Origin of the sequence: Actinomycetospora chiangmaiensis DSM 45062 (assembly GCF_000379625.1) — a bacterium.
Lineage (GTDB): Bacteria > Actinomycetota > Actinomycetes > Mycobacteriales > Pseudonocardiaceae > Actinomycetospora > Actinomycetospora chiangmaiensis.
Genome location: NZ_KB903240.1, coordinates 61,434 through 85,494, shown reverse-complemented (window position 1 = coordinate 85,494; position 24,061 = coordinate 61,434). Strand labels below are relative to the sequence as shown.

Here is a 24,061-nt window from a genome sequence, read left to right as displayed (position 1 = left end):
CGTCGTCGCGCGCGCCCCGTGAGGCCGGGACCTCAGAGACGCTCGACGCGGTCGGCCTGCGGGCCCCGGTCGCTCTGCCGCACCTTGTAGCGGACCCGGTCGCCCTTCTGCAGCGGCTCCGACCCCACGATCACGGACACGTGGAGGAAGAGGTCGTCGCCGCCGGTGTCCGGGGTGATGAAGCCGAAGCCGCGCTCGTCGTCGAAGCGCGCGACGACACCCTCGCCGCCCCGGGCGGGGGCGTTCCGCGTCGCGGGCTTCGCGGGCGCGGCCGGTGCCGCCTGGGGGCCGGCGCCCCGGACCAAGCCCACCTTGCGGGCCTGCGGACCCCGGTCGCCCTCGGCCACCTCGAAGGCGACCCGGTCGCCCTCCGCCAGCCACGTCAGGCCCTCGTCCAGGGCGCGGACGTGCACGAAGACGTCCCCGTCGCCGGAGTCTGGGGTGATGAAGCCGAACCCCTTGTCCTCGTCGTACCAGGCCACCGTGCCGTCGGCGCCGTCGCCGGTGCCGGTCGCGGCGGGCGGGGCGGCGTCGGGTCCCAGCGGGATCACGTGCCCGGCCTGCGGACCGCGGTCGCCCTCGACCACCACGAAGGCCACCCGCTGTCCCTCGGCGACCACCCCGCCGGTCACGATCGCGGAGCTGTGCACGAAGACGTCCGCGCCGCCGCCGTCCGCCTTCGCGAAGCCGTACCCTATGGACGGCTCGTACCAGGTGACGGTGCCGAGCAGACCGACGGCGTCGGCGGCCGCATCGGCGGTGACGCGGACCCGGAGCGCCTGGGGTCCGCGGTCGTTCTCGCCGAGCTCGAACTCGACGGCCTGGCCCTCGCGCAGGACCGTCCCGTCCCCGAGGACCTCCGAGGCGTGCACGAACACGTCCGGCGAGCCGTCGTCGGGGGCGAGGAAGCCGAAGCCCCGCTCCACGTCGAACCAACGGACGGTTCCCTGCGGCATCGAAGGCTCCGGTTCGGAGGGTGGACGGGTGCGCGACCCGTCGTCGGGAATGAGAAAAGGGCCGTCTGATCGACGGCCCTTCGTGTGTGTCCGAGGGGGGACTTGAACCCCCACCCCCTACTCGGGGACTAGCACCTCAAGCTAGCGCGTCTGCCATTCCGCCACTCGGACCTGCAGGAAAGAGCCTACGACACCGGTCCCGCGGCGATCACACGGGGTGCCGGTTCGACTGGCAGGATGCGCCGCATGGGTGCCGCCGAGGACGAGGTCGTGCAGCTCACGAGCGAGCTGATCCAGATCGACAGCAGCAACACCGGCGAACTGGAGACGACGACGGGGGAGGCCGAGGCCGCCCGGTACGTCGACGCGAAGCTGCGCGAGGTCGGGTACGAGACCGAGATCGTGGAGTCCGGCGCACCGGGCCGCGACAACGTCTTCTGCCGCCTCGAGGGGGCCGACCGATCGCGGCCGGCGCTGCTCGTGCACGGCCACCTCGACGTCGTGCCGTTCAACGCCGAGGAGTGGTCGGTCCACCCGCTCTCGGGCGCGGTCCAGGAGGGCTACGTCTGGGGCCGCGGCGCGGTCGACATGAAGGACATGGACGCGATGATCCTGGCGCTCGCGCGTCAGTTCAAGGCCGAGGGGACGGTGCCCCCGCGGGACATCGTCTTCGCCTTCCTCGCCGACGAGGAGGCCGGCGGCGCGTACGGCTCGCACTGGCTCGCCGAGCACCGTCCCGACCTGTTCGAGGGCTGCTCCGAGGCGCTCGGCGAGGTCGGCGGCTTCTCGGTGACCCTCGGCGAGGACGTCCGGGTCTACCCCGTCATGACGGCGGAGAAGTCGATCGCGTGGATGAAGCTCCGGGTGCGCTCGCGCCCCGGGCACGGCTCGATGATCCACGACGAGAATGCCGTGACGATCCTGTCCGAGGCCGTCGCCCGGCTCGGCCGGCACCGGTTCCCGCTGACGCTGACCGAGTCGGTCCAGGGCTTCTTCGACGAGGTCACGCGCCTGACCGGCATCGAGTTCCCGACCGACTCGGCCGCGGCCCTCGACGGCGCCGTCGCGAAGCTCGGGGGCGTGGCCCGCGTGGTCGGCGCGACGACCCGCGACACCGCCAACCCGACGATGCTGCAGGCCGGCTACAAGGCCAACGTCATCCCGTCGACCGCCGAGGCCACCGTCGACTGCCGCGTGCTGCCCGGCCGTCAGGAGGCCTTCGAGCGGGAGCTGGACGAGATCCTCGGGCCCGACGTCGAGCGGGAGTGGATCCGCAACCTCCCCGCCGTCGAGACCGAGTTCTCCGGCGAGCTGGTCGACTGCATCACCGCCGCGGTCCAGGCCGAGGACGGCGACGCCCGCACGCTGCCCTACATGATGTCCGGCGGCACCGACGCGAAGGCGTTCGAGCAGCTCGGGATGCGCTGCTTCGGGTTCGCGCCGCTGCGCCTGCCCCCGGACCTCGACTTCACCGCGCTCTTCCACGGCATCGACGAGCGGGTGCCGGTCGACGCGCTGCACTTCGGCGTCCGCGTGCTGGAGAGGATCCTGAAGACGTGCTGACCGCACTGGTGACCGGTGGCGCCTCGGGGATCGGCGCGGCGGTGTCCCGTCGGCTCGCCGCGGCCGGGGCGAAGGTCGGCGTGGTGGACCGCGACGCCGTCGCCGCCGCGAAGGTGGCCGCGGAGATCGACGGGCTGGCCGTCGCGTGCGACGTCACCTCCGAGTCGGCGCTCTCGAGCGCGTTCGGCGAGGTCGAGTCGTGGGGCGGGCGGCTCGACGTCGTGCACCTCAACGCCGGGTCGGTGGGGGGCCAGTCCGGGATCACCGATCTCGACGTCGAGGCCTACCGCCGCGTGGTGGGGGTCAACGTCGACCACGTGGTGTTCGGGCTCAACGCCGCGGTCCCGGCCCTGCGCCGCGCCGGGGGCGGCACGATCATCGCGACGGCGTCGCTCGCGGGCCTGGTCCCGCTGCCGGGCGACGCGATCTACACGCTGACCAAGCACGCCGTCGTCGGCTACGTCCGCTCCGCCGCGGCGACGCTCGCGCCCGAGGGCATCCGCGCGATGGCGCTGTGCCCGGGGTTCGCCGACACCGCGCTCATCGCCCACGTCAAGGAGCAGTTCGGCGGCTTCCCGCTCCTGAGCGCGGACGACGTCGCCGACGCCGTCGACGCGATGCTGGACCGCGGCGAGCCGGGGGAGTGCTGGTACGTGCAGCCCGGGCGCGAACCCGGGCCGTACGGCTTCCGCGGCGTGCCGGGGCCGCGGACCGGGGACGCCCCGCCGTCGTTGTCCTGGGAGGGCTGAGGGTGCGCGGCTGGACCGTGACGTCGTTCGGGGAGCCGCGGGAGGTCCTGTCGCTCACGGACCTGCCCGAGCCTGCTGGTTCCGGACGGCGGGTGGTGCGGGTCGCGGCGTCCTCGGTCAACTTCGCCGACATCCTGTACTGCCGCGGCACGTACCAGGAGAAGCCACCGCTGCCGTTCACGCCGGGCCTCGAGGTGGCGGGCGAGGACGTCGAGACGGGGGAGCGGGTCTTCGGCCCGGCGGCCATGCCGCACGGCGGGTACGCGGAGTACGCCTCGCTCGCCTGGGCGTACCCGTGGCCCGAGGGGATGTCGGCCGCGCAGGCGTCCGGCTTCTGGGTGGCCTACCAGACGGGCTGGTGCGCGCTGCACCACCGGACGACGCTCTCGGCGGGCGACACGCTGCTCGTGCACGCCGCGGCCGGGGGCGTGGGCGCGGCCGCCGTGCAGCTGGGCAAGGCTGCGGGCGCGCGGGTGATCGCGACCGTGGGGTCGGCGGACAAGGCGGCCGTCGCCCGGTCGCTCGGGGCGGACGAGGTGCTGGTGGTCGGGGAGGCCTCGGACCTCATCGCGCCGGTGAAGGAGCTGACCGACGGTCGGGGCGTGGACGTGGTCTACGACCCGGTCGGCGGCGACACCTTCGACGCCTCCCGCCGCGTCGTGGCGTGGGAGGGCCGCATCCTCGTGATCGGGTTCGCGAGCGGGCGGATCGCCGACGCCCCGACCAACCACGCGCTGGTGAAGAACTACGACGTGGTCGGCGTGCACTGGGCGGCGTACCAGAAGCGCGCGCCCGAGCTGGTCGACGCGTGGCAGCGGGAGCTCGAGGCCCTGTGGGCCCGCCGCGCCATCGACCCGCTCGTGGGCGCCGAGTACTCGCTGGAGCAGCTGCCCGAAGCGCTCGACGCCATCGCGGCCCGGACCACGACGGGCCGGGTCGTCGTCGTGCCATGAGCGGCCCAGCTGACCGAAGGGTCCCTTCGGTCACGTAGACGGGCGCTCCGGAGCCGGCCACACCCGTCGTCGGGAAAGCGGCCTTCCTGCCACTGGATGCACGCAACGACGCTTTGCGACCACCGGAGCACGCGGCGCCCCCGGACTCACACCGTCACGGCCTCGCGCATCCGCGAGAGCTTGCGGCGCAACCACACCTTGCGCGTGCCGTCGGCGTAGAGCAGCGTCCGCGCGAGCTCCCAGCCGCCGAACTGGGCCCGCAGGCCGAGCTCGGCGGTGGCGTTCAGCCGCGACACGTCGCGCGGCAGGCGGATCGGCTGGTACTCCCAGTCGCCGTCGACGACGCCGGCCTCGAGGGTCATGCCGGCGGGGACGGACCGCTGCGGGTCACTCACGTGCAACCTCCTGGTCGACCGCCGACCACCGTACGTCAGGTCCAGGGTGCGGGGGCATCCTCGATCGACTCGCCGCCCACCGCGACCAACGGCGAGGACGAGACGTCGTCGAGCGCGCCCCGGATCGCCGGCGGCAGCGTGAGCTCCTCCGCCTCGAGCGACCCGAGGAGCTGCGCGCCGTCACGGGCGCCGACGACGGGGGCGACGACACCGGGCCGGTCGCGCACCCAGGCCAGCGCCACCGCCAGGGGCGACGTGCCCAGCCCGTGCGCCGCCGTCACGACGGCCTGCACGATCCGCGCGGCCCGTTCCGTCCGCCGCTGGGCGACGTAGGAGCCGAGGTGCGCCGAGGCGCCGCGGGAGTCGGCGGGTGTGCCGTCGCGGTACTTGCCGGTGAGCACCCCGCGCCCGAGCGGGCCCCACGGGAGCAGCCCGAGACCGTGGTACTCCGCGGCCGGGAGCACCTCGTCCTCCACCCCGCGATCGAGCAGCGAGTACTCCGACTGCACGCTGACCAGCGGCAGCCCCGCCGAGCGGGCGGCCGCCGCGATCTGCCAGCCCGCGTAGTTGGCGACCCCGGCGTAGCGCACCCGGCCCGAGGACACCGCGAGGTCGACCGCGGAGAGCGTCTCGTCGAGGGGCACGTCGGGGTCCCAGGCGTGGAGCTGCCAGAGGTCGACGTAGTCGGTGCCCATCCGCGCGAGGGAGGCGTCGAGCGAGGCGAGCAGCGAGGACCGGGAGGCGCCGCCGCCGAAGGGGCCGTCCTCGCGGCGGGCGCCGGCCTTCGTGGCCACCACCACCTCGGTGCGCGGGATCACGTCGGCGAACAGTCCGCCGAGGATCGCCTCCGCCTCGCCGTCGGCGTAGACGTCGGCGGTGTCGACGAGCGTGCCGCCGGCGTCGAGGAAGGCCAGCAGGGACGCCCCGGCCTCGTCGGCGTCCGTGTCGCGTCCCCAGGTCATGGTGCCGAGGGCGAGGCGCGAGACCCGTAGCCCGCTGGCACCGAGTCGTCGCTGTTCCACGGGCCCGGAGCGTAGGGGGAGCTACGGGCCGACCGACCGGCGACACCCGCAGCGACGTCCGATACCGTCCCGTTCCCGTGCAGATGACCTGGTTGGAGTCGATCACCCTCGGTCTGGTCCAGGGGTTGACGGAGTTCCTGCCCGTCTCCTCGTCGGCCCACCTGCGGTTCACCTCGGCTTTCTTCTTCGGTCACGACGCCGGGTCCGCGTTCACCGCGGTCTCGCAGCTCGGCACCGAGTTCGCCGTGCTCCTCTACTTCTGGCCGGACATCAAGCGGCTGGTGCGCGCCTGGTTCCGCGGCCTGCGGAACCGGGACGAGCGCGGGTACGACTACCGCCTCGCCTGGTACGTCGGGCTCGGCTCGCTGCCGATCGGCGTGGCAGGCCTGCTCTTCCAGGACCTCATCGACGGCCCGGCGCGCAACCTCGCGCTCAACGCCTCCGTGCTGATCATCTTCGGCCTGGTCCTCGCGGCGGCCGAGAAGTACGGCCGGCAGCGCCGCGGCGCCGACCAGCTCACCCTGCGCGACGGGGTGCTCATGGGCCTCGGGCAGATGCTCGCCCTGATCCCGGGCGTCTCGCGCTCGGGTGCGACGACGAGCGCGGGGCTCTTCCTCGGGCTGGAGCGGGCCGTCGCGGTGCGGTTCTCGTTCCTGCTCGCGCTGCCCGCCGTGTTCGCGTCGGGCCTCTACAAGCTCAAGGACATCGGCGAGCCGGCCCTGCCGGGCCAGGTGACGTCGAGCTGGGCCCAGATCCTCGTCGCGACCCTCATCGCCTTCGGCGTCGGTTACGCGTCGATCGCCTGGCTGCTGCGCTACGTGGAGAACCACACCATCTACGTGTTCGTCTGGTACCGCGTGCTGCTCGGTCTGGTCGTGCTCCTCGCCGTCCTGGGCGGCGTCGTGCCCGCCACCTGATCACCGCGCCGAGCAGGGATAGGGTGGGCGAACGTGACCACGGTGATCCTCCTGCGACACGGACGCTCGACGGCGAACGTCTCGGGGGTCCTGGCCGGCCGTTCCCCGGGCGTCGGGCTCGACGACACGGGACGTGCCCAGGCCGAGAAGCTCGTCGACCGGCTCTCGCAGCTGCCCCTCGCCGCTGCCGTCCGCTCGCCGCTGCAGCGCTGCGAGGAGACGCTCTCGCCGCTGCTGGCCGCCCGCGGGCTCGACGCGGTCGTCGAGGACGACCTCGCGGAGGTCGACTACGGCGACTGGACCGGCAAGACACTCGGCGAGCTCGGCAAGGAGGACCTGTGGAAGGTCGTCCAGGCCCATCCGTCGGCCGCGGTCTTCCCCGGCGGCGAGGGGCTCGCGACGGTGCAGCACCGCTCCGTCGCCGCGATCCGTCGGCACGCCGCGCGGATCGCCGAGGAGCACGGGCCGAAGGCGATCTGGGTGGCCTGCAGCCACGGCGACGTCATCAAGTCCGTGATCGCCGACGCCCTCGGCCTGCACCTCGACTCGTTCCAGCGCATCACGGTCGACCCGTCGTCGATCAGTGTGATCAGCTACACGCCCACCCGGCCCTTCGTGGTGCGGGTCAACGACACCGGGGGCGACCTCGCCTCCCTGGTGCCGAAGCCCGATCCGGAGCCCGACGCCGAGGGCGGTGAGGGGACGGCCGAGGCCTCCGCCGACGCGGTGGTCGGCGGGTCGACCGGCGTAAACTGACCGCGCGCATGCCGAGCCGTCACGCCGGGAATCCGATCCCGGCCCGATCAGCACGACCAATCGAGGGGCCATGCCCAGGGTGATCCACGTCTTCCGCCAGCCCGACCGGTTCGTCGCCGGCACGGTCGGCGAGCCCGGCGACCGCTCCTTCTACCTGCAGGCCACCGAGTCGGCCCGCCGGGTGTCGGTCCTGCTGGAGAAGCAGCAGGTGTCCGTGCTCTCGGAGCGGATCGGCACCCTGCTCGAGGAGGTCTCGCGGCGGTTCGGGGCCGAGGTCCCGCCGACCACGCCGGAGAACGAGGTCGACACCTCGCCGCTCGAGGTCCCGGTCGAGGAGGAGTTCCGCGTCGGCACGATGGGGCTGGGCTGGGACGCCGAGTCCCGCAACGTCGTGGTGGAGCTCCTCGCGGTCACCGAGGAGGAGGTCGACGAGTCGGTCGTGCTCGACGACACCGACGAGGGCCCCGACGCGCTGCGGGTGTTCCTCAGCCCCGAGCGGGCCCGCGCCTTCGCCACCCGCGCCGAGCGGGTCGTCTCCGCCGGGCGCCGGCTCTGCCCGCTCTGCACCCAGCCGCTCGACGCCGCCGGTCACGTGTGCCCGCGTCAGAACGGCTTCCGTCGCGTCGCCGCCGAGTCGTGACGGCGAACGCTTGACCGACACCCAGAGCACACCGGACCCGGTCGACGTCGACCGCATCGAGGACCTGCTGCGGCGGGGAACCATCGACGTCGAGGGCCGCCTGACCGACGCCTCGAACACGACACTGTTCTGCTCCGTGACCCTCGACGGGGTCTCCGACCACTGCGTCTACAAGCCGGTGCGCGGCGAGCGCCCGCTGTGGGACTTCCCCGACGGCACGCTGGCGGGCCGGGAGGTCGCGACCTACCTGGTCAGCAAGGCGGCGGGCTTCCACGTCGTGCCCCCGACGGTGCTGCGCGACGGCCCGTTCGGCCCCGGCATGGTCCAGCGGTGGATCGAGACCGACGACGAGCGCGAGCTGGTCGACATCGTCGAGCCGAAGCACGTCGAGCCGGGCTGGCGGACCGTGCTGCGGGCCCGCGGCGCGGACGGTGAGCCCGCCCTCCTGGTCCACGCCGACGACCCGGGGCTGCGCCGCATGGCCGCCCTCGACGTCGTGGTCAACAACGCCGACCGCAAGGGCGGCCACGTGCTCGCGGGTGCCGACGGCCGCACCTACGGCGTCGACCACGGCATCTGTCTGCACCAGGAGACCAAGCTGCGCACCGTGCTGTGGGGCTGGGTCGGCGAGCCGCTCGACGAGGACGTCACCGACGGGCTGAAGCGACTGCGCGCGGCCCTCTCGCCCGGCAACGCCGCGGAGCTCGGCGACGCGCTGAACGACCACATCACGCTGCGCGAGGTCAAGGCGCTGCGCTCCCGCACCGACCGCCTGCTGCACGAGGCCGAGCTGCCCTCGCCCTCGGGCGGCTGGCCGCCGATCCCGTGGCCGGCGTTCTGACGTGGTCGTCCCGGACTTCCGTCACCGCCTCGACTCGACGCTGCTCGGTCCGGTCGGGGCCGCCCGGCTGTGGTGGTCCTACCCCGACGACGCCGACGCGCGCCGCGACGCGGCGCGCATCCCGGTGACGCCGGAGGCGCCGCTGCCCGACCCGTCGTCGGGAACGCTGGGGGTGACCTGGCTGGGGCACGCGTCGGCGCTGCTGTGGGTCGACGGCGTCACCGTGCTGGTCGACCCGGTGCTGTCGCCGGGCATCCCCGGGGCCGCCCGGCGCCTGACGCCGCCGGGTCGGACGGTCGAGACGCTCCCGCGGATCGACGCGGTGCTGATCAGCCACGACCACTACGACCACCTCGACGTGCGCACCCTCGGGGCGATGCCGCGCTCGACGCGGATCGTGGCCGGGCTGAACACGGCCGCGTTCTTCCGGGCCCGGGGGTTCACCGACGTCGTCGAGCTGAACTGGTGGTCCTCGGTCGGGTTCACCGGGCTGTCCGGCGAGGTCCGGGTCGAGTTCGTCCCCGCCCGGCACTGGTCGCGGCGCACCCTCACCGACCTGTGCCACCGCCTCTGGGGCGGGTGGGTGGTCACCGCCCCGGACGGTCGGGCCGTCTACCACGCGGGCGACACCGCGACCGGGCCGTTCCTGCGCCGCATCGCCGGGCGGCACCGGCACATCGAGGTCGCGGTACTCCCGGTCGGGGCGTATGCGCCGCGCGAGCTGCTGCGCACCGTGCACATGGATCCGGTCGAGGCCGTGCGGGCCGCCGGGACGGTCGGGGCACGGCGGATGGTCCCGGTGCACTGGGGCACCTTCGTGCTCTCCGGGGAACCGACCCTCGAACCGATCGAGGCGACCCGCCGGGCGTGGGCCCGTGACGGCCGCGACCGCGACGACCTGTGGGACCTCGCGATCGGGGGCTCCCGGACGCTGTGAGGCTGCTCGTCTGGGGCACCGCGGTCGTCGCGTACGTCTGCTCGGTGACGGGTCGCTCGGCCCTGGCGGCGACGGGGCCGGTCGCCGCGGAGCGCTTCGGCGTCTCGGCCGGCGTGCTCTCGCTGCTCGCCGTGCTCTCGCTCGGGGTGTACGCCGCGCTGCAGATCCCCGCCGGGATGCTCGTCGACCGGTTCGGGCCGAGACGGCTGATCGCGGGCGGGGCCGTGCTCGTCGCGGTCGGGCAGGTGCTGCTCGCCGTCGCGCCGTCGTTCCCCGTGGCCGTGGTGGGGCGGGTCCTCGCCGGGGCCGGCGACGCGGTGATGTTCGTCAGCGTCCTGCGGCTGGTGCCGACCTGGTTCGCCCCGCGTCGGGTCCCCGTCGTCAACCAGCTCTCCGGCATCCTCGGCCAGTTCGGGCAGGCGGTGTCGGCCATCCCGCTCGCCGGCCTCGTCGTCTCCTCCGGCTGGACCGCCGCCTACCTCGTCGCGGGCGGCGCGACCGGAGTCGTGGCGGTCGCCGCCGCGCTGATCGTGCGGCCGGGTCCGCTCGAGGTCGCGGGCGCCGCCGAACCGGGACGGATGCGCGAGGTCGTCGCGAGCCCCGGCGCCCGGCTCGGCTTCTGGTGCCACTTCGCGTCACCGTTCTCGGCGAACGTCTTCGGCCTGCTCTGGGGCTTCCCGTTCCTGACGGCGGGTGAGGGCGTCCCGGTCGGCCCGGCGCGGGTGATGACCAGCGGCGTCGTGCTCGTGACCATCCTCTTCGGCCCGCTGTTCGGGCTGTTCTCCGGCCGGTTCCCGCACCGCCGGGTCATGCTGGTCACCGGCTCGGTGGTGGCGCAGGCCGTCGCGTGGTGCGTGGTGCTCGCCTGGCCCGGACCGGTGCCGTTCGCGCTGCTCGTGGTCCTGGTGGTGATCCTGGCCAGCGGGGGGTCGGCGTCGCTCGTGGCGTTCGACGTCGCCCGCTCCGCCGTACCGCCCGCGTCGATCGGCCGCGCCTCGGGGATGACGAACGTGGGCGGCTTCGTGTCGTCGCTGCTGGTCGTCGCCCTGGTCGGGGTGCTGCTCGACCTGCAGGGCGCCGGCTCACCCGCCGCGTGGGACACCGGTGTCTTCCGCGTCGCCATGGCCGTGCACGTCCCGGTGCTCCTGGTCGGACTGCTGGGGATGTGGTTCTCCCGACGCCGGGTCCGCCTTCCCGACGACGGGTCGCGCCTCCCGGTGGGCGCCGCGCGCTGAGGTGGCGCCGTGGTGTGTCAGCGGTGGCACACGGCTGACGCCGGACGTCAGCAGCGCGCCACGCTCGTGCCGGCCCGCGAGACCTGCTCATCGACCCATGATCACGTCGGGGGGACCACCATGGCTGTTGTCGATCTTCGGAACAGCCATGAGCGTCCCCTCGACGTGATCATGCCGAGGGCCGAGACGCCACCTGTCCGGCTCCGGCTGCCCCCGGGAGCCGGTTGAGTGACGCCTCGTCTACGAGTCAGACCCGGGTGCGGGCCCGCATCAGTGGTGCGACATGGTGCGACGGATCCACACCGCGATCCCGGCGAACAGCGCCAGCACCGCGGCGCCGCCGAGGGTCATGCCCAGGGGGCCGTCGCCGCTCCCGGGCACCAGCACGAGGGCGACCACCACCGCCGCGGCCGCCACCAGTGTCGTCTTCATCGCGAGCCCCCCGACCCGGTCGAAAGCCGACGAACCGGCTGGTTCGTCGCAGGGCGGGGAGTCAACTCGTGTGGGTGTCGAGACCCGGGGAGATCCGTCCTCGCCGCGCCGGACCCGTTCGTGCGGTCACCGGATCCGGCGCCCGGACCCGTCCACCGGGCGGCGACCGCGCGGCGCGCGGCCCGACCCGTCGTCGGGAAGGTGGGACCGCGTGGGCCAGGCAGAGGAGCCGATGCCGTCGTAGCGTGGTGGAGGTGAGCACCCCGCGCCCGACCGAGGCCACCGCTCCCGGTACCACCCCGCCCCCTCCCGAGGGGCTCCCGACCACCCTGGGTGAGCTCCGCGCGAGCGACCACCCGGCGAAGACCCCGCGCGGCGTCCGTGACGAGCTGCGCGACAACCTGCTGTCCGCGCTGCGGGCCGGCGAGAACCCGTGGCCCGGGATCGTCGGGTTCGAGCGCACCGTGCTGCCGCAGTTCGAGCGCGCGATCATCGCCGGGCACGACGTCGTGCTCCTGGGCGAGCGCGGCCAGGGCAAGACCCGCCTGCTGCGCAGCCTTGTCTCCCTGCTCGACGAGTGGACGCCCGTCATCGCCGGCTCCGAGCTCGGCGAGCACCCCGAGCAGCCGATCATCCCGGCGAGCATCAGGCGCGCGACGCTCGAGGGCGACGCGCTGCCGATCGGCTGGCGCCACCGCTCCGAGCGCTACGCCGAGAAGCTCGCCACGCCCGACACCTCCGTCGCCGACCTCATCGGCGACGTCGACCCGGTGAAGGTCGCCGAGGGCCGCTCGCTGGGCGACCCGGAGACGATCCACTACGGCCTCGTGCCGCGGGCGCACCGCGGCATCGTGACGATCAACGAGCTGCCCGACCTCGCCGAGCGCATCCAGGTCGCGCTGCTCAACGTCATGGAGGAGCGCGACATCCAGGTCCGCGGCTACACGCTGCGCCTGCCGCTCGACATCCTCCTCGTGGCGAGCGCCAACCCCGAGGACTACACCAACCGCGGGCGGATCATCACCCCGCTCAAGGACCGCTTCGGCGCCGAGGTGCGCACGCACTACCCGCTGGAGGTCGCCGGCGAGGTGGCGCTCATCCAGCAGGAGGCGGACGTCGTCGCCGAGGTCCCCGACCACCTGCTCGAGGTGATCGCCCGCTTCACCCGCAACCTGCGCGGTGCCAGCGCGATCGACCAGCGCTCCGGCGTCTCGGCCCGGTTCTCCGTGGCGGCCGCGGAGACCGTCGCGGCCGCGGCGCTGCGCCGGGCCGCGGTGACGGGGGAGGACACCCCGGTGGCCCGCCCGGTCGACCTCGAGGCGGTGCCGCCGGTGCTGCGCGGCAAGCTCGAGTTCGAGTCCGGCGAGGAGGGGCGCGAGGAGGAACTGCTGACCCACCTGCTGCGCCGCGCCGTCGCCGAGACCGCCCGCAAGCGGCTCGCCGGGGTGGACCTCGGCCCGCTCGCCGACGCCGTCGCCGAGGGTCGCCGCGTGGTGACGGGGGAGCGGGTCCCGGCCCGCGAGGTCGTCGCGACGCTGCCGGCGATCCCCGTCGTCCGGACCGTGGCCGACCGCCTCGGCGCCGGCGGCACCGAGGCGCCCGGGCCGCTCGCGTCCGCCGTCGAGCTGGCCCTCGAGCACCTCTACCTCACCCGCAAGCTCGCCAAGGACGACGACGAGGACGCCGGGACGGTGGCCTATGGCGGCTGACCCCGACGGCGGGTCCGGCTGGAAGCCGCGACCCGGTCGCTACTCCTACGGCCGGTTCTACGACGGACCGGACCCGCTCGCCCCGCCGTTCGACATCCGCGAGGCGATGGACCAGCTCGGCCGCGACGTCATGGAGGGCACCAGCCCCCGCCAGGCGATGCGCGAGCTGATGCGGCGGGGGCTGCGCGACCAGCAGGGTCTCGACGACCTGCAGCGCCGGCTCAACCAGCAGCGCCGCAGCCTGCAGCGCGAGAACCGGATCGACGGCACGCTGCAGGAGATCCGGGAGCTGCTGGAGCAGGCGCTCGAGGCCGAGCGGAACTCGCTGCAGGCCGAGGACTCCGACGACGCGCGGTTCCGGGAGATGTCGCTCGACGCGCTCCCGGACTCCACCGCCGGCGCGGTCAACGAGCTGCAGAACTACGACTGGCGCAACGCCGAGGCGCGCCAGGCCTACCAGCAGATCCAGGACCTGATGGGCCGCGAGGCCCTCGACCAGCGTTTCCAGGGCATGAAGGAGGCGATGCAGAACGCCACCCCCGAGGACGTCGAGGAGGTGCGCGAGATGCTCTCCGACCTCAACGACCTGCTGGAGTCGCACGGCCGGGGCGAGGACACGGCCGAGCAGTTCTCCGACTTCATGGGCAAGCACGGGCGGTACTTCCCGGAGAACCCGAAGAACGTCGAGGAACTGATCGACATCCTGGCGCAGCGGTCGGCGGCCGCCCAGCGGATGATGAACTCCCTGTCGGCCGAGCAGCGGGCCGAGCTCGAGGGCCTCATGCAGTCCGCGTTCGGCGACCCGCGGCTGGCCGAGCAGCTCTCCCGGCTGGACTCCCAGCTGCAGGCCATGCGTCCGGGCGAGGACTGGGACGGGCAGGGCCGCTTCCGGGGCGACAACCCGATGGGCATGGGCGAGGCGACGCGGGCGATGGAGCAGCTCGCGCAGCTCGACTCGCTCTCCGAGCAGCTCTCGCAGAGCTATCCGGGTGCCCGCATGGAGGACATCGACCTGGAGGCGCTCGAGGCGTCGCTCGGCCGCCAGGCCCGCGTCGACGCGCAGCGCCTCGCCGAGCTCGAACGGGAGCTCGAGCAGCAGGGCGTGTTCGAGCGCGGGCCGGACGGGTCGCTGACGCTGTCGCCGAAGGCGCTGCGCCAGCTCGGCCAGTCCGCGCTGCGCGACGTGGTCGGTTCGCTGTCGACCCGCCGCGGGGAGCGGGAAACGCAGCGCTCGGGGGCGGCGGGGGAGGCGAGCGGGGCGACCCGCCCGTGGGCCTTCGGCGACACCGAGCGTTGGGACACCTCCCGCACGCTGCTCAACGCCGAGCTGCGCAAGGCCGGCGGCGACGACCGCGCGCTCGACGTCACCGACGTCGAGATCGTGGAGACCGAGCAGCGGACGCGGGCAGCGGTCGCGCTGTGCGTCGACACGTCCTGGTCGATGGTGGCCGACGGGCGCTGGGTGCCGATGAAGCGCACCGCGCTGGCCCTGCACCACCTGGTCTCGACACGCTTCCGCGGCGACGCGCTGCAGATCATCACCTTCGGGCGGCACGCGCAGGAGGTCGACCTCGCGCAGCTGACCGGCCTGGAGGGGGTGTGGGAACAGGGCACGAACCTGCACCACGCGCTGCTGCTCGCGGGCCGGCACCTGCGCCGGCACTCCGACGCGGCGCCGGTGGTCCTGGTGGTCACCGACGGCGAGCCCACCGCCCATCTGGAGCCCGACGGGCACGCGGTGTTCGACTACCCGCCGACCCCGGAGACGCTGCGGGCGACGCTCAACGAGGTCGACGCGATCGCGCGCCTGAAGGCCGCGCTGACGGTGTTCATGCTCGGGGAGGACCCGCGCCTGGAGGCCTTCGTGGACATGGTCGCCCGACGTAGTGGCGGACGGGTCGTCGCGCCGGACCTCGACGGGCTCGGGGCCGCGGTGGTGAGTGACTACCTCCACAGTCGGCGACGGTGAGCGCACGGAGACAAACGATCTCCTGATGGCTCACGGTGACGAATGTGCGAGAGATAACCGGTTGCGCTGAACCCGTGACCCGTTCGGGTCTAGCGCGTCGGTTACGCTGGGATACGGCAGGAGTCGATCCCCCCCGCGACTCCCGCCATCCCCGGCCGGGCTCCGTTTCCGTCAGGACGGGCCCGTCGTGCTCGCCCGCGACGGGCCCGACACGGGGCCCGGCCGGGACCCACGACGGTCACGTTCGCCACCGGTCGGAGCGTGCGTGGGCATAAGGTCGGCGGCATGCGTTCGTGGTCTGGAGTCGACGTCCCCCCGGTGCCCGGCACCCCGCCCCCGCTTCGGTTGTTCGACACCTCCACCGGCGACGTCCGGCCGACCGCCCCGTCCGCGTCCGGGGCCCGGATGTACGTCTGCGGGATCACCCCCTACGACGCGACCCACCTCGGCCACGCGGCCACCTATCTCGCCTTCGACCTCGTCAACCGCTGCTGGCGCGACGCGGGGCACGACGTGCACTACGTCCAGAACGTCACCGACATCGACGACCCGCTGCTCGAGCGGGCGGAGCGGGACTCCGACGACTGGGTCGTCCTCGGCATGCGCGAGACCGCCCTCTTCCGCGAGGACATGGAGTCCCTGCGGGTGCTGCCCCCGCGCGACTACATCGGCGCGGTCGAGGCGATGGACGAGATCACCGAGCTCGTCGGGAAGCTGCTCGCCGCCGGCGTCGCCTACCGCGCCGACGACCCCGAGCACCCCGACGTCTACTTCGACCACACCGCCACCCCGGACTTCGGCTACGTCTCCCGCTACTCGACGGCGGAGATGGAGCGGATCTTCCCGGAGCGCGGCGGCGACCCCGACCGGCGCGGCAAGCGCCACCCGCTCGACGCCCTGCTGTGGCGCACCGCCCGCGACGGCGAGCCTTCCTGGTCCTCCGACCTCGGGGACGGCCGCCCCGGCTGGCACGTGGAGTGCACCGCGATCGCGATGAACCGCCTCGGCGACGCCTACGACGTGCAGGGCGGCGGGTCCGACCTCGCCTTCCCCCACCACGAGTTCGGCTCCGCACACGGCGAGGCCCTCACCGGCATCCACCCCATGGCCCGTCACTACTGCCACGCCGGGATGATCGGCCTCGACGGCGAGAAGATGTCGAAGTCGAAGGGCAACCTCGTCTTCGTCTCCCGCCTGCGCGCCGACCGGGTCGACCCGATGGCCGTCCGCCTCGCACTGCTCTCCGGCCACTGGCGCACCGACCGGTCCTGGACCGCGGAGCTCCTGACGGGCGGCCAGGCGCGCCTGCACCGCTGGCGCGAGGCGACCTCGCTCGACGCGACGCCCGACCCCGGGGAGACGATCGAGAAGGTCCGCGGCCACCTCGCGGACGACCTCGACAGCCCCGGCGCGCTCGTCGCGGTCGACGCCTGGGTCGACGAGGCGCTGCGGCGCCCCGGCTCGGGGACCGTTCCCGACGGCGGGTCCCGCGCCGCCGACGCGATCGACGCGCTGCTGGGCGTCACCCTGCGCTGAGCACCCCCCGACCGCGAGGAGGAACCCATGGCCCGCAACGTCCTGGGCGGCGAGCTCGCCGACTGCAGCCACGACCCCGTCACCGGCTTCTACCGGGACGGGTGCTGCGAGACCGGCGTCGACGACGACGGGGTCCACACGGTGTGCGCGCGCGTCACCGCGGAGTTCCTGGAGTTCTCGGCGGCGCGCGGCAACGACCTCACGCGCGCCGACACCGGGTTCCCGGGGCTGACCCCGGGCGACCGCTGGTGCCTGTGCGCGGGCCGGTGGAAGGAGGCCCTCGACGGCGGGGTCGCCCCGCCCGTCGTCCTCGAGGCCACCCACGCCCGCACCCTGGAGTGGGTCGACCTCGACGACCTGCGCGCGCACGCGATCGCCGAGTAGCGGGTGACCCGCCCCGCGCCCCCGGCGACGGCCGCCCAGGCCCGGGCGCGGCGGAGGGCGGTGCGGCGGCTGGACGAGGCCCTCGTCGAACGGGACCCGCACGCCGAGCGCGATCCCGAGCACACCCGTCGTCGGGCGGTGGTGGTCGGGGCCGTGGTCGCGGCGCTCGGGCTGGCGGCGGCGGCCGTCGTGGGCCTGGTGCGCGGCGACACCGACTGGCGCGCCGCGACCGTCGTCCGCGGGGTGCCCAGCGGGGCCCTCTACGTCGTGGCGCGCGACCCCGCGCGCCTGGTGCCGACGACGGACCTCACGTCGGCGCGGCTCCTCGCGGCGGACCTCGACCCGCGTCGGGCCGACCCGGCCGAAGGCCTCCCACCCGCCGACCCGACCCCGGTGCGCGACGACGCCCTCGTCGGGGTCGCGCGCACCGTGCCCGTCGGCCTCGCCGGAGCACCGTCGGTGCTGCCCGACACCGCGAGCCCGCCGCCGAGCGACGTGTGGGCGGTCTGCGACGTCCCGGCCGGGCCCGGAGTGCGCGGCATCGTCCTCGGCGGCGGGAGTTCGCCCGGCCGGCCGGTCGCGGCGGGGGAATCACTGCTGCTGCGCGGCGACGACGGGCGGACCTGGCTGGTCGTCGACGGCCGCCGCGCCGCGTTCGACCCCGCCGCCGGCGCCGTGGTCCGCGGCCTCGACCTCGCGGGCGCGCCCGCGCGGGCGGCCGGTGAAGCCCTGCTCGGCACCCTGCCCGAGGGGGCACCGCTCGTGCCGCCGCGCATCCCCGGCGCCGGGCTCGGACCCACCGACCCCGGGACCCGTGCGCTCGGGCTGCCGGTCGGGGCGGTCGCCCGGGTCGCGGGCGGGGTCGCCCGGTTCCTGGTGGTGCTCGACGGCGGGGTGCAGGAGGTGCCCGACGTCGTGGCCGAACTCGTCCGCTTCGCCTCGCCCGGCGCCGACCCCCGCGTCGCCGAGATCCCCGCCGCCGTCGCCGACGGCCTGCCGCGTGCCGTCGGGGTCGACCTCCGCGCCTACCCCCGCACGTTCCCGCGCGTGCTGGGCGTCCAGGACGCGCCGGTCGCGTGTGCGGCCCCCGCGGCCGACGGGACCACCACCGTCTCGGTCGCCGGCACCCTGCCCTCGCCCGTGCCGCCGACCCCGCTGGGCGAACCCGGTGCCGCCGGCCCGGTCACGGCCGTGCGGATCGCCGGGGCCGGGGCGTACGTGGTGCCGGTGGGCCCCGGGGAGGCGTCCGACCCGGACCGCGGCGTCGTCGTCGACCAGGTCGGCCGCGTGTTCCCCGTCGCCGGTCGGGGCGCGGCCGCCGCCCTCGGACTGGGCGACCCCCGACCGGCCCCGCGCAGTGTGGTCGGCCTGCTCCCGCGCGGTCCCGTGCTCTCGGTGGAGGCGGCCCGGACCCTGCGCTGAGCGGGCCCGACGTCGGGACGAGCTAGCGCTCCCAGGGGCCGCCGAGGCTCGGGCCGCCCGCGACGTCGCCCGGACCGCCCGGGTCCCGGCGTCGCAGGTAGCGCTCGAAGTCGGCGGCGATCTCGTCGCCCGAGGCCTCCTGGAGGTCGGACTCCGCGTCGCCGGCCTCCTCGAGGGCCTTGACGTACTCGCGGACCTCGTCGTCCTCGTCGGCCATCTCGGAGACCGTTCGCTCCCACTTCTCGGCCTGCTCCGGGAGCGCCCCGAGCGGGACCTCGACGTCGAGGACCTCCTCGACGCGCTGCAGCAGCGCGATCGTGGCCTTGGGGGCGGGCGGCTGCGAGACGTAGTGCGGCACCGCGGCCCAGAACGAGATGGCAGGGATGCCCGCCTGCACGCAGGCGTCGTTGAGCACGCCGGTGATGCCCGTCGGGCCCTGGTAGCGCGAGCTGGAGAGGCCGTAGCGGGCGGCCGACTCCTTGTCGAACGACGAGCCGGTGACCGGGACGGGCCGGGTGTGCGGGGTGTCGGCCAGGAGCGCACCGAGAGTGATCACGGTGGTGACGCCGAGCTCCTCGGCCTTGGCCACGATCTCGCCGACGAAGGAGCGCCACCGCATGTTGGGCTCGATGCCGCGCACGAGGACCAGGTCGCGGTCGGAACCCGGCGGGCGGCAGAGCGTGAAGCGGGTGGTGGGCCAGTCGATGGCCCGGCTGATCCCGTCGACCAGGCGCACGGTCGGCCGCGAGACCTGGAAATCGTAGTAGTCCTCGGGGTCGATCGCACCCAGCTCGGTGGCGTCCCAGTTCAGGGCGAGGTGTTCGACGGCCGTGCTGGACGCGTCCCCCGCGTCGTTCCAACCCTCGAACGCACACAGCATGACCGGGTCGTTCAGCTCACGAGCAGGGATTCCGGCGTCGTCGGAGGCGGACACCGGCCCAGCTTACGGGTCGTGACGAGGCTCGCAGGCCGGACGGTTGACCCCTACGTCACGTTACGATCGTGTGATGGCAACCGAGAGTGAGTCACCGTTCCTGACCGCACTCCACGAGCGTGTCCTCATCGGCGATGGTGCCATGGGCACCGCGTTGCAGGACCAGGACCTCTCCCTCGAGGACTTCCAGGACCTCGAAGGCTGCAACGAGATCCTCAACGTCTCGCGCCCGGACGCCGTCAAGCAGGTCCACCTCGGCCACCTGGACGCCGGTGCCGACGTCATCGAGACCAACACCTTCGGCACCAACTGGCCGAACCTCAACGAGTACGACATCCCTGAGCGCATCCGTGAGCTCTCGCTCGCCGGGACCCGGATCGCGCGCGAGGCGGCCGACGAGTACGCGACGCCGGACCGGCCGCGCTTCGTCTTCGGCTCCAACGGCCCGGGCACCAAGCTCCCGACGCTCGGTCACGCTCCGTACGCGAAGCTCCGGGACGCGTACGTCGAGTCCGTGCTCGGCCAGCTGGAGGGCGGCGCCGACGCGATCCTCGTCGAGACCTGTCAGGACCTCCTGCAGTCGAAGGCCGCCATCCTCGGCGCCTACCGCGCCATGGAGCAGTACGGCCGCCGCGTCCCCGTCATCTGCCACGTCACCGTCGAGCTCACCGGCACCATGCTGGTCGGCTCCGAGATCACGGCGGCCCTGACAGCGCTGGAGCCGCTCGGCATCGACGGCATCGGCCTGAACTGCGCCACCGGCCCCGCCGAGATGAGCGAGCACCTGCGGGCGCTCTCGCGGCAGTCGCGCATCCCGGTCACGGTGATGCCGAACGCCGGCCTGCCCGAGCTCGGCCCGAACGGCCCGGAGTACCCGCTGCAGCCCCAGGAGCTCGCGGACTACTGCGCCTCGTTCATCACCGACTACGGCCTGCAGCTCGTCGGCGGCTGCTGCGGCACCACGAACGAGCACGTGCGCGCGTTGGCCGAGACCTGCCGCGACCTGACTCCGGCCGTCCGCGACCCGAAGCCCGAGCCGGGCATCTCGTCGATGTACCACTCGGTGCCGTTCCGCCAGGACACCGGGCTGCTGATGATCGGCGAGCGCTCGAACGCCAACGGGTCCAAGGCCTTCCGCGAGGCCATGGTCGCCGAGGACTACGAGAAGTGCGTGGACATCGCGAAGGCGCAGACCCGCGAGGGCGCGCACTGGATGGACCTCTGCATCGACTACGTCGGCCGTGACGGCACCGCGGACATGGACCGCCTCGCCCACGACGTGTCGACCGCCTCGACGCTGCCGGTGGTCCTCGACTCGACCGAGCCCGAGGTGCTGGAGGCCGGCCTCGAGCAGCTCGGCGGCCGCAGCGCGATCAACTCGGTGAACTACGAGGACGGCGACGGCCCGGACTCGCGGTTCCAGAGGATCATGCGGATCGCGAAGGAGCACGGCGCCGCGATCGTCGGGCTCTGCATCGACGAGGAGGGCCAGGCCCGCACCGCGGAGTGGAAGACGCGGATCGCCTTCCGCCTCATCGAGGACCTCAACACCAACTGGGGCATCCGCACCGAGGACATCATCATCGACTGCCTCACCTTCCCGATCTCCACCGGTCAGGAGGAGGTCCGCAAGGACGGCATCGAGACGATCAACGCGATCCGCCAGCTCAAGGAGCGCTACCCCGAGGTCCAGACCACCCTGGGGCTCTCGAACATCTCGTTCGGCCTGAACCCCGCGGCGCGCCAGGTGCTGAACTCGGTGTTCCTCTCCGAGTGCGTCGACGCGGGCCTCGACACCGCGATCGTGAACTCGGCGAAGATCCTCCCGATGTCGCAGATCCAGGAGGACCAGCGCCAGGCCGCGCTGGACCTGGTCTACGACAAGCGGACGCCCGACCACGACCCGCTGCAGCACTTCATGAACCTCTTCGAGGGCGTGTCGGCGCAGTCGGCGAAGGACCAGCGCGCCGAGGAGCTCGCGGCGATGCCGCTGTTCGAGCGGCTCGCGCAGCGGATCGTCGACGGCAACCGCAACGGTCTCGAGGAGGACCTGAACGCGGGCATGGAGGAGAAGGACCCGCTCGAGATCATCAACACCGACCTGCTCGGTGGCATGAAGGTCGTCGGCGAGCTCTTCGGTGCCGGCAAGATGCAGCTGCCGTTCGTCCTCGCGTCGGCCGAGGTGATGAAGGCGGCCGTGGCGCACCTCGAGCCGCACATGGAGGCGACCGAGAACTCCGGCAAGGGCAAGATCCTGCTGGCGACGGTCAAGGGCGACGTCCACGACATCGGCAAGAACCTCGTCGACATCATCCTGTCGAACAACGGCTACGACGTGGTCAACATCGGCATCAAGCAGCCGATCAACGCCATCCTCGAGGCCGCCGACGAGAACAGGGTCGACGCCATCGGGATGTCCGGGCTGCTGGTCAAGTCGACCGTGGTCATGAAGGACAACCTGAAGGAGATGAACGACCGCGGGGTCGCGCAGAAGTACCCGGTGCTGCTCGGCGGCGCCGCGCTGACCCGCTCCTACGTCGAGAACGACCTCGGCGAGCTCTACGAGGGCGACGTCCGCTACGCGAAGGACGCCTTCGAGGGCCTGCGGCTCATGGACTCCGTCATGACCGGCGAGGGCCCCTCGGAGGACGAGAAGGCGAAGGCGGCCGAGCGCAAGGAGCGCCGGGAGCGCTCGGAGCGCATCAAGGCCAAGCGCGAGGCCGAGAAGGACGAGGCCGACGCCGTCGACCCCGACGCCATCTCCGACGTCGCCCGGCGCATCGAGGTCCCGCAGCCGCCGTTCTGGGGCACCCGCGTGGTCCGCGGCATCCGCCTCGCCGACTACTCCGCCCTGCTCGACGAGCGCGCGACGTTCTTCGGGCAGTGGGGGCTGCGCGGCGCGAAGGGCGGCGAGGGCCCGTCGTACGAGGAGCTCGTCGAGACCGAGGGCCGGCCACGCCTGCGCTACTGGCTCGACCGGCTGCAGTCCGAGGGCATCCTCGCCCACGCCGCGGTCGTCGCCGGCTACTTCCCGGTGATCTCCGAGGGCCAGGACGTCGTCGTGCTCGACGAGGCCAAGCCGGACGCGAACGAGCTGCACCGCTTCTCGTTCCCGCGCCAGAAGCGCGACCGCCGGCTGTGCCTCGCCGATTTCTTCCGCACCCGGGAGGAGGCGACGGAGCTCGGCAGCGTCGACGTCATGCCGATGAACCTCGTGACCATGGGGCAGCCGATCGCCGACTTCGCCAACGAGCTGTTCGCGGCGAACTCCTACCGCGATTACCTCGAGGTCCACGGCCTCGGCGTGCAGCTCACCGAGGCGCTGGCGGAGTTCTGGCACCGCCGCGTTCGCGAGGAGCTCACCTTCGCCGACGGCTCGACGATGGCCGACCAGGACCCCGCCGACGTGCACGAGTTCTTCAAGCTCGGCTACCGCGGCGCCCGGTACTCGCTCGGTTACGGTGCCTGCCCGAACGTCGAGGACCGGGCCAAGATCGTCGAGCTGCTCGACCCGAGCCGCATCGGCGTCGAGCTGTCCGAGGAGGACCAGCTCCACCCGGAGCAGTCCACGGACGCGCTGGTGGTCCACCACCCGGAGGCCAAGTACTTCAATGCGTGATCTCCGTGCCTGACCTGGCGGCCGTCCTGTGGGACATGGACGGCACGCTGGTCGACTCCGAGGGACTCTGGTCGATCACGATGACGGAGCTCGCCGCCCACCTGGGCGGCGAGCTCTCCCTCGCGACCCGCGAGGAGCTGACCGGGTCCAGCCTGCGTCGGACGTCCGCCACGGTGCTGCGCGAGGTCGGTCTTCCCGACGACGAGGCCTCCGTCGAGAAGGCCGGTCGCTGGCTGCTCGACCGCACCCACGAGGTCTTCGCGGAGGGCCTGCCCTGGCGGCCCGGGGCACGCGAGGCCCTGGAGACGGTCCGCTCGGCGGGGGTGGCCACGGCACTGGTGACGAGCACCTACCGCGAGCTCACCGAGGTGGCGCTGGACCAGATCGGGCGCGGGTGGTTCGACGTGACCGTGTGCGGCGACGAGGTGTCGGCCACCAAGCCGGATCCCGCGCCCTACCGGCGGGCGTGCGAGCTCCTCGGAGTCGACCCGGGCGCGTGCGTCGCCGTCGAGGACTCGCCGACCGGCACGGCGTCCGCGGCGGCGGCCGGGGCCACGGTGCTCGTCGTGCCGGCTGGACCGTCGGTGCCGGAGGGAGCGCGGCGGGTGTTCCGGGAGTCCCTGGAGGGGCTCACGGTGAGCGACCTGCGGCTGCTCCGATCGGCGAGCGTGCGATGACCCCATCGGTGGATCGATCGTCCGGAGAGCCTTGACGCGTCCGTCGATCGGATACGGCCGTTCGGAGCAGTACCACCCGTCCATGCACACGAGGGGCCCGGAAGATGCAAGCATCGGTGAACGTGAAGACGTTCGACGGGCTCTTCGAGGAGCTCAGCACCAAGGCGCGCGACCGTCCCGAGGGCTCGGGCACCGTCGCCGCACTCGACGCCGGAGTCCACTCCCAGGGCAAGAAGGTGTTGGAGGAGGCCGGTGAGGTCTGGCTGGCCGCCGAGCACGAGACCGACGACAAGCTCGCCGAGGAGATCTCCCAGCTGCTCTACCGGACGCAGGTGATCATGCTCGGTCGCGGCCTGACGCTCGACGACGTGTACAAGTACCTCTGAACCATCGAACTCGGGTACCGCGCAGCGTG

Annotated in this window: 22 protein-coding genes and 1 tRNA gene; 17 read left to right on the top strand and 6 right to left on the bottom strand. The window is 73.4% G+C overall.

Translation table 11 applies throughout. From position 1 onward, the window contains the following. Window positions 1-32: 32 nt before the first annotated feature. On the bottom strand, window positions 33-956 hold the full coding sequence (locus A3CO_RS40225; RefSeq protein ID WP_026204719.1) for a cold shock domain-containing protein: 924 nt from the start codon (window positions 954-956) through the stop codon (window positions 33-35). Between the two features lie 87 nt (window positions 957-1,043). Continuing rightward, window positions 1,044-1,127 (bottom strand) — tRNA-Leu (locus tag A3CO_RS0117465). A 75-nt stretch (window positions 1,128-1,202) separates the two neighbouring features. On the opposite strand from A3CO_RS0117465, the gene A3CO_RS0117460 reads away from it, so the two are divergent. Genes A3CO_RS0117460 through A3CO_RS0117450 form a run of 3 tightly spaced genes read left to right on the top strand, consistent with a single transcriptional unit; the run spans window position 1,203 to window position 4,221 of the window. Next, entirely contained in the window at window positions 1,203-2,519 is a 1,317-nt protein-coding gene (locus A3CO_RS0117460) for a M20/M25/M40 family metallo-hydrolase (protein ID WP_018333528.1), read from the top strand. Beyond that, a complete protein-coding gene (locus A3CO_RS0117455; RefSeq protein ID WP_018333527.1) occupies window positions 2,513-3,268 on the top strand; it encodes an SDR family oxidoreductase in 756 nt (251 codons plus the stop codon). Before A3CO_RS0117460 ends, A3CO_RS0117455 begins: the two co-directional genes overlap by 7 nt. 2 nt (window positions 3,269-3,270) lie before the next feature. Next, entirely contained in the window at window positions 3,271-4,221 is a 951-nt protein-coding gene (locus tag A3CO_RS0117450) for an NADPH:quinone oxidoreductase family protein (protein ID WP_018333526.1), read from the top strand. 146 nt (window positions 4,222-4,367) lie between these two features. Here A3CO_RS0117450 and A3CO_RS0117445 read toward each other — a convergent pair whose 3' ends face one another. Both A3CO_RS0117445 and A3CO_RS32885 read right to left on the bottom strand, forming a co-directional pair. Further along, the gene (locus A3CO_RS0117445) at window positions 4,368-4,583 is read right to left on the bottom strand and encodes a DUF5703 family protein (protein ID WP_026204717.1); all 216 of its coding nucleotides are present in this window, start codon (window positions 4,581-4,583) and stop codon (window positions 4,368-4,370) included. Between the two features lie 68 nt (window positions 4,584-4,651). Beyond that, window positions 4,652-5,638, bottom strand: a complete 987-nt coding sequence (locus A3CO_RS32885; protein WP_018333524.1) for an aldo/keto reductase — start codon at window positions 5,636-5,638, stop codon at window positions 4,652-4,654. A gap of 83 nt (window positions 5,639-5,721) precedes the next feature. Between A3CO_RS32885 and A3CO_RS0117435 the strand changes: the two genes are divergently transcribed. The 6 genes from A3CO_RS0117435 to A3CO_RS32875 all read left to right on the top strand — a co-directional run bounded on the left by A3CO_RS0117435 (window position 5,722) and on the right by A3CO_RS32875 (window position 10,964). After that, window positions 5,722-6,555, top strand: a complete 834-nt coding sequence (locus A3CO_RS0117435; RefSeq protein ID WP_026204716.1) for an undecaprenyl-diphosphate phosphatase — start codon at window positions 5,722-5,724, stop codon at window positions 6,553-6,555. 33 nt (window positions 6,556-6,588) lie between these two features. Continuing rightward, the gene (locus A3CO_RS0117430; protein ID WP_018333522.1) at window positions 6,589-7,311 is read left to right on the top strand and encodes a histidine phosphatase family protein; all 723 of its coding nucleotides are present in this window, start codon (window positions 6,589-6,591) and stop codon (window positions 7,309-7,311) included. A gap of 70 nt (window positions 7,312-7,381) precedes the next feature. Then, window positions 7,382-7,951 (top strand): DUF3090 domain-containing protein, encoded by a 570-nt coding sequence (locus tag A3CO_RS0117425; protein ID WP_026204715.1) that lies wholly within the window; start codon window positions 7,382-7,384, stop codon window positions 7,949-7,951. A gap of 10 nt (window positions 7,952-7,961) precedes the next feature. Next, window positions 7,962-8,792 carry an SCO1664 family protein gene (locus tag A3CO_RS0117420; protein ID WP_018333520.1) on the top strand — a complete coding sequence of 277 codons (831 nt, stop codon included), beginning with the start codon at window positions 7,962-7,964 and terminating at the stop codon, window positions 8,790-8,792. Window position 8,793: 1 nt separating this feature from the next. Next, window positions 8,794-9,729, top strand: coding sequence for an MBL fold metallo-hydrolase (locus A3CO_RS32880; RefSeq protein ID WP_018333519.1), 936 nt, complete (start codon window positions 8,794-8,796; stop codon window positions 9,727-9,729). Then, window positions 9,726-10,964 (top strand): MFS transporter, encoded by a 1,239-nt coding sequence (locus A3CO_RS32875; RefSeq protein ID WP_018333518.1) that lies wholly within the window; start codon window positions 9,726-9,728, stop codon window positions 10,962-10,964. Before A3CO_RS32880 ends, A3CO_RS32875 begins: the two co-directional genes overlap by 4 nt. Before the next feature lie 270 nt (window positions 10,965-11,234). Here the strand turns inward: A3CO_RS32875 and A3CO_RS38225 are convergent, their stop codons facing one another. Then, window positions 11,235-11,396: a hypothetical protein gene (locus A3CO_RS38225; protein ID WP_157647671.1), complete on the bottom strand. Its 162-nt coding sequence runs from the start codon at window positions 11,394-11,396 to the stop codon at window positions 11,235-11,237. Window positions 11,397-11,650: 254 nt separating this feature from the next. On the opposite strand from A3CO_RS38225, the gene A3CO_RS0117400 reads away from it, so the two are divergent. The 5 genes from A3CO_RS0117400 (at window position 11,651) to eccB (ending at window position 18,416) form a co-directional block, all read left to right on the top strand. Continuing rightward, window positions 11,651-13,105: an ATP-binding protein gene (locus A3CO_RS0117400; RefSeq protein ID WP_051086001.1), complete on the top strand. Its 1,455-nt coding sequence runs from the start codon at window positions 11,651-11,653 to the stop codon at window positions 13,103-13,105. Then, on the top strand, window positions 13,095-15,074 hold the full coding sequence (locus tag A3CO_RS0117395; protein ID WP_018333515.1) for a VWA domain-containing protein: 1,980 nt from the start codon (window positions 13,095-13,097) through the stop codon (window positions 15,072-15,074). Before A3CO_RS0117400 ends, A3CO_RS0117395 begins: the two co-directional genes overlap by 11 nt. Window positions 15,075-15,359: 285 nt before the next feature. Beyond that, the gene (gene mshC, locus A3CO_RS0117390; protein ID WP_026204712.1) at window positions 15,360-16,610 is read left to right on the top strand and encodes a cysteine--1-D-myo-inosityl 2-amino-2-deoxy-alpha-D-glucopyranoside ligase; all 1,251 of its coding nucleotides are present in this window, start codon (window positions 15,360-15,362) and stop codon (window positions 16,608-16,610) included. A gap of 27 nt (window positions 16,611-16,637) precedes the next feature. Beyond that, window positions 16,638-16,994 (top strand): DUF2237 family protein, encoded by a 357-nt coding sequence (locus A3CO_RS0117385; RefSeq protein ID WP_018333513.1) that lies wholly within the window; start codon window positions 16,638-16,640, stop codon window positions 16,992-16,994. A 3-nt stretch (window positions 16,995-16,997) separates the two neighbouring features. Continuing rightward, complete coding sequence (eccB, locus tag A3CO_RS0117380) at window positions 16,998-18,416, top strand: type VII secretion protein EccB (protein ID WP_018333512.1); 1,419 nt, start codon at window positions 16,998-17,000, stop codon at window positions 18,414-18,416. A gap of 22 nt (window positions 18,417-18,438) precedes the next feature. On the opposite strand, the gene A3CO_RS0117375 is transcribed toward eccB, so the two are convergent. After that, a complete protein-coding gene (locus tag A3CO_RS0117375; protein WP_084682065.1) occupies window positions 18,439-19,296 on the bottom strand; it encodes a PAC2 family protein in 858 nt (285 codons plus the stop codon). A 127-nt stretch (window positions 19,297-19,423) separates the two neighbouring features. Between A3CO_RS0117375 and metH the strand changes: the two genes are divergently transcribed. From metH to A3CO_RS0117360, 3 genes are all read left to right on the top strand, one after another. Next, the gene (gene metH / locus A3CO_RS0117370) at window positions 19,424-22,969 is read left to right on the top strand and encodes a methionine synthase (RefSeq protein ID WP_026204711.1); all 3,546 of its coding nucleotides are present in this window, start codon (window positions 19,424-19,426) and stop codon (window positions 22,967-22,969) included. Further along, window positions 22,966-23,646, top strand: coding sequence for an HAD family hydrolase (locus tag A3CO_RS0117365; RefSeq protein WP_018333509.1), 681 nt, complete (start codon window positions 22,966-22,968; stop codon window positions 23,644-23,646). Before metH ends, A3CO_RS0117365 begins: the two co-directional genes overlap by 4 nt. Window positions 23,647-23,750: 104 nt before the next feature. Further along, entirely contained in the window at window positions 23,751-24,032 is a 282-nt protein-coding gene (locus A3CO_RS0117360) for a phosphoribosyl-ATP diphosphatase (protein WP_084682025.1), read from the top strand. Window positions 24,033-24,061 lie beyond the last annotated feature (29 nt).

Coding starts and splice junctions, on each gene's coding strand:
- A3CO_RS40225 (WP_026204719.1), bottom strand. CDS start 956: ATGCCGCAGGGAACCGTCCGTTGGTTCGACGTGGAGCGGGGCTTCGGC.
- A3CO_RS0117460 (WP_018333528.1), top strand. CDS start 1,203: ATGGGTGCCGCCGAGGACGAGGTCGTGCAGCTCACGAGCGAGCTGATC.
- A3CO_RS0117445 (WP_026204717.1), bottom strand. CDS start 4,583: ATGACCCTCGAGGCCGGCGTCGTCGACGGCGACTGGGAGTACCAGCCG.
- A3CO_RS0117435 (WP_026204716.1), top strand. CDS start 5,722: ATGACCTGGTTGGAGTCGATCACCCTCGGTCTGGTCCAGGGGTTGACG.
- A3CO_RS0117425 (WP_026204715.1), top strand. CDS start 7,382: ATGCCCAGGGTGATCCACGTCTTCCGCCAGCCCGACCGGTTCGTCGCC.
- A3CO_RS38225 (WP_157647671.1), bottom strand. CDS start 11,396: ATGAAGACGACACTGGTGGCGGCCGCGGCGGTGGTGGTCGCCCTCGTG.
- A3CO_RS0117395 (WP_018333515.1), top strand. CDS start 13,095: ATGGCGGCTGACCCCGACGGCGGGTCCGGCTGGAAGCCGCGACCCGGT.
- mshC (WP_026204712.1), top strand. CDS start 15,360: ATGCGTTCGTGGTCTGGAGTCGACGTCCCCCCGGTGCCCGGCACCCCG.
- A3CO_RS0117385 (WP_018333513.1), top strand. CDS start 16,638: ATGGCCCGCAACGTCCTGGGCGGCGAGCTCGCCGACTGCAGCCACGAC.
- A3CO_RS0117375 (WP_084682065.1), bottom strand. CDS start 19,296: ATGCTGTGTGCGTTCGAGGGTTGGAACGACGCGGGGGACGCGTCCAGC.
- metH (WP_026204711.1), top strand. CDS start 19,424: ATGGCAACCGAGAGTGAGTCACCGTTCCTGACCGCACTCCACGAGCGT.
- A3CO_RS0117360 (WP_084682025.1), top strand. CDS start 23,751: ATGCAAGCATCGGTGAACGTGAAGACGTTCGACGGGCTCTTCGAGGAG.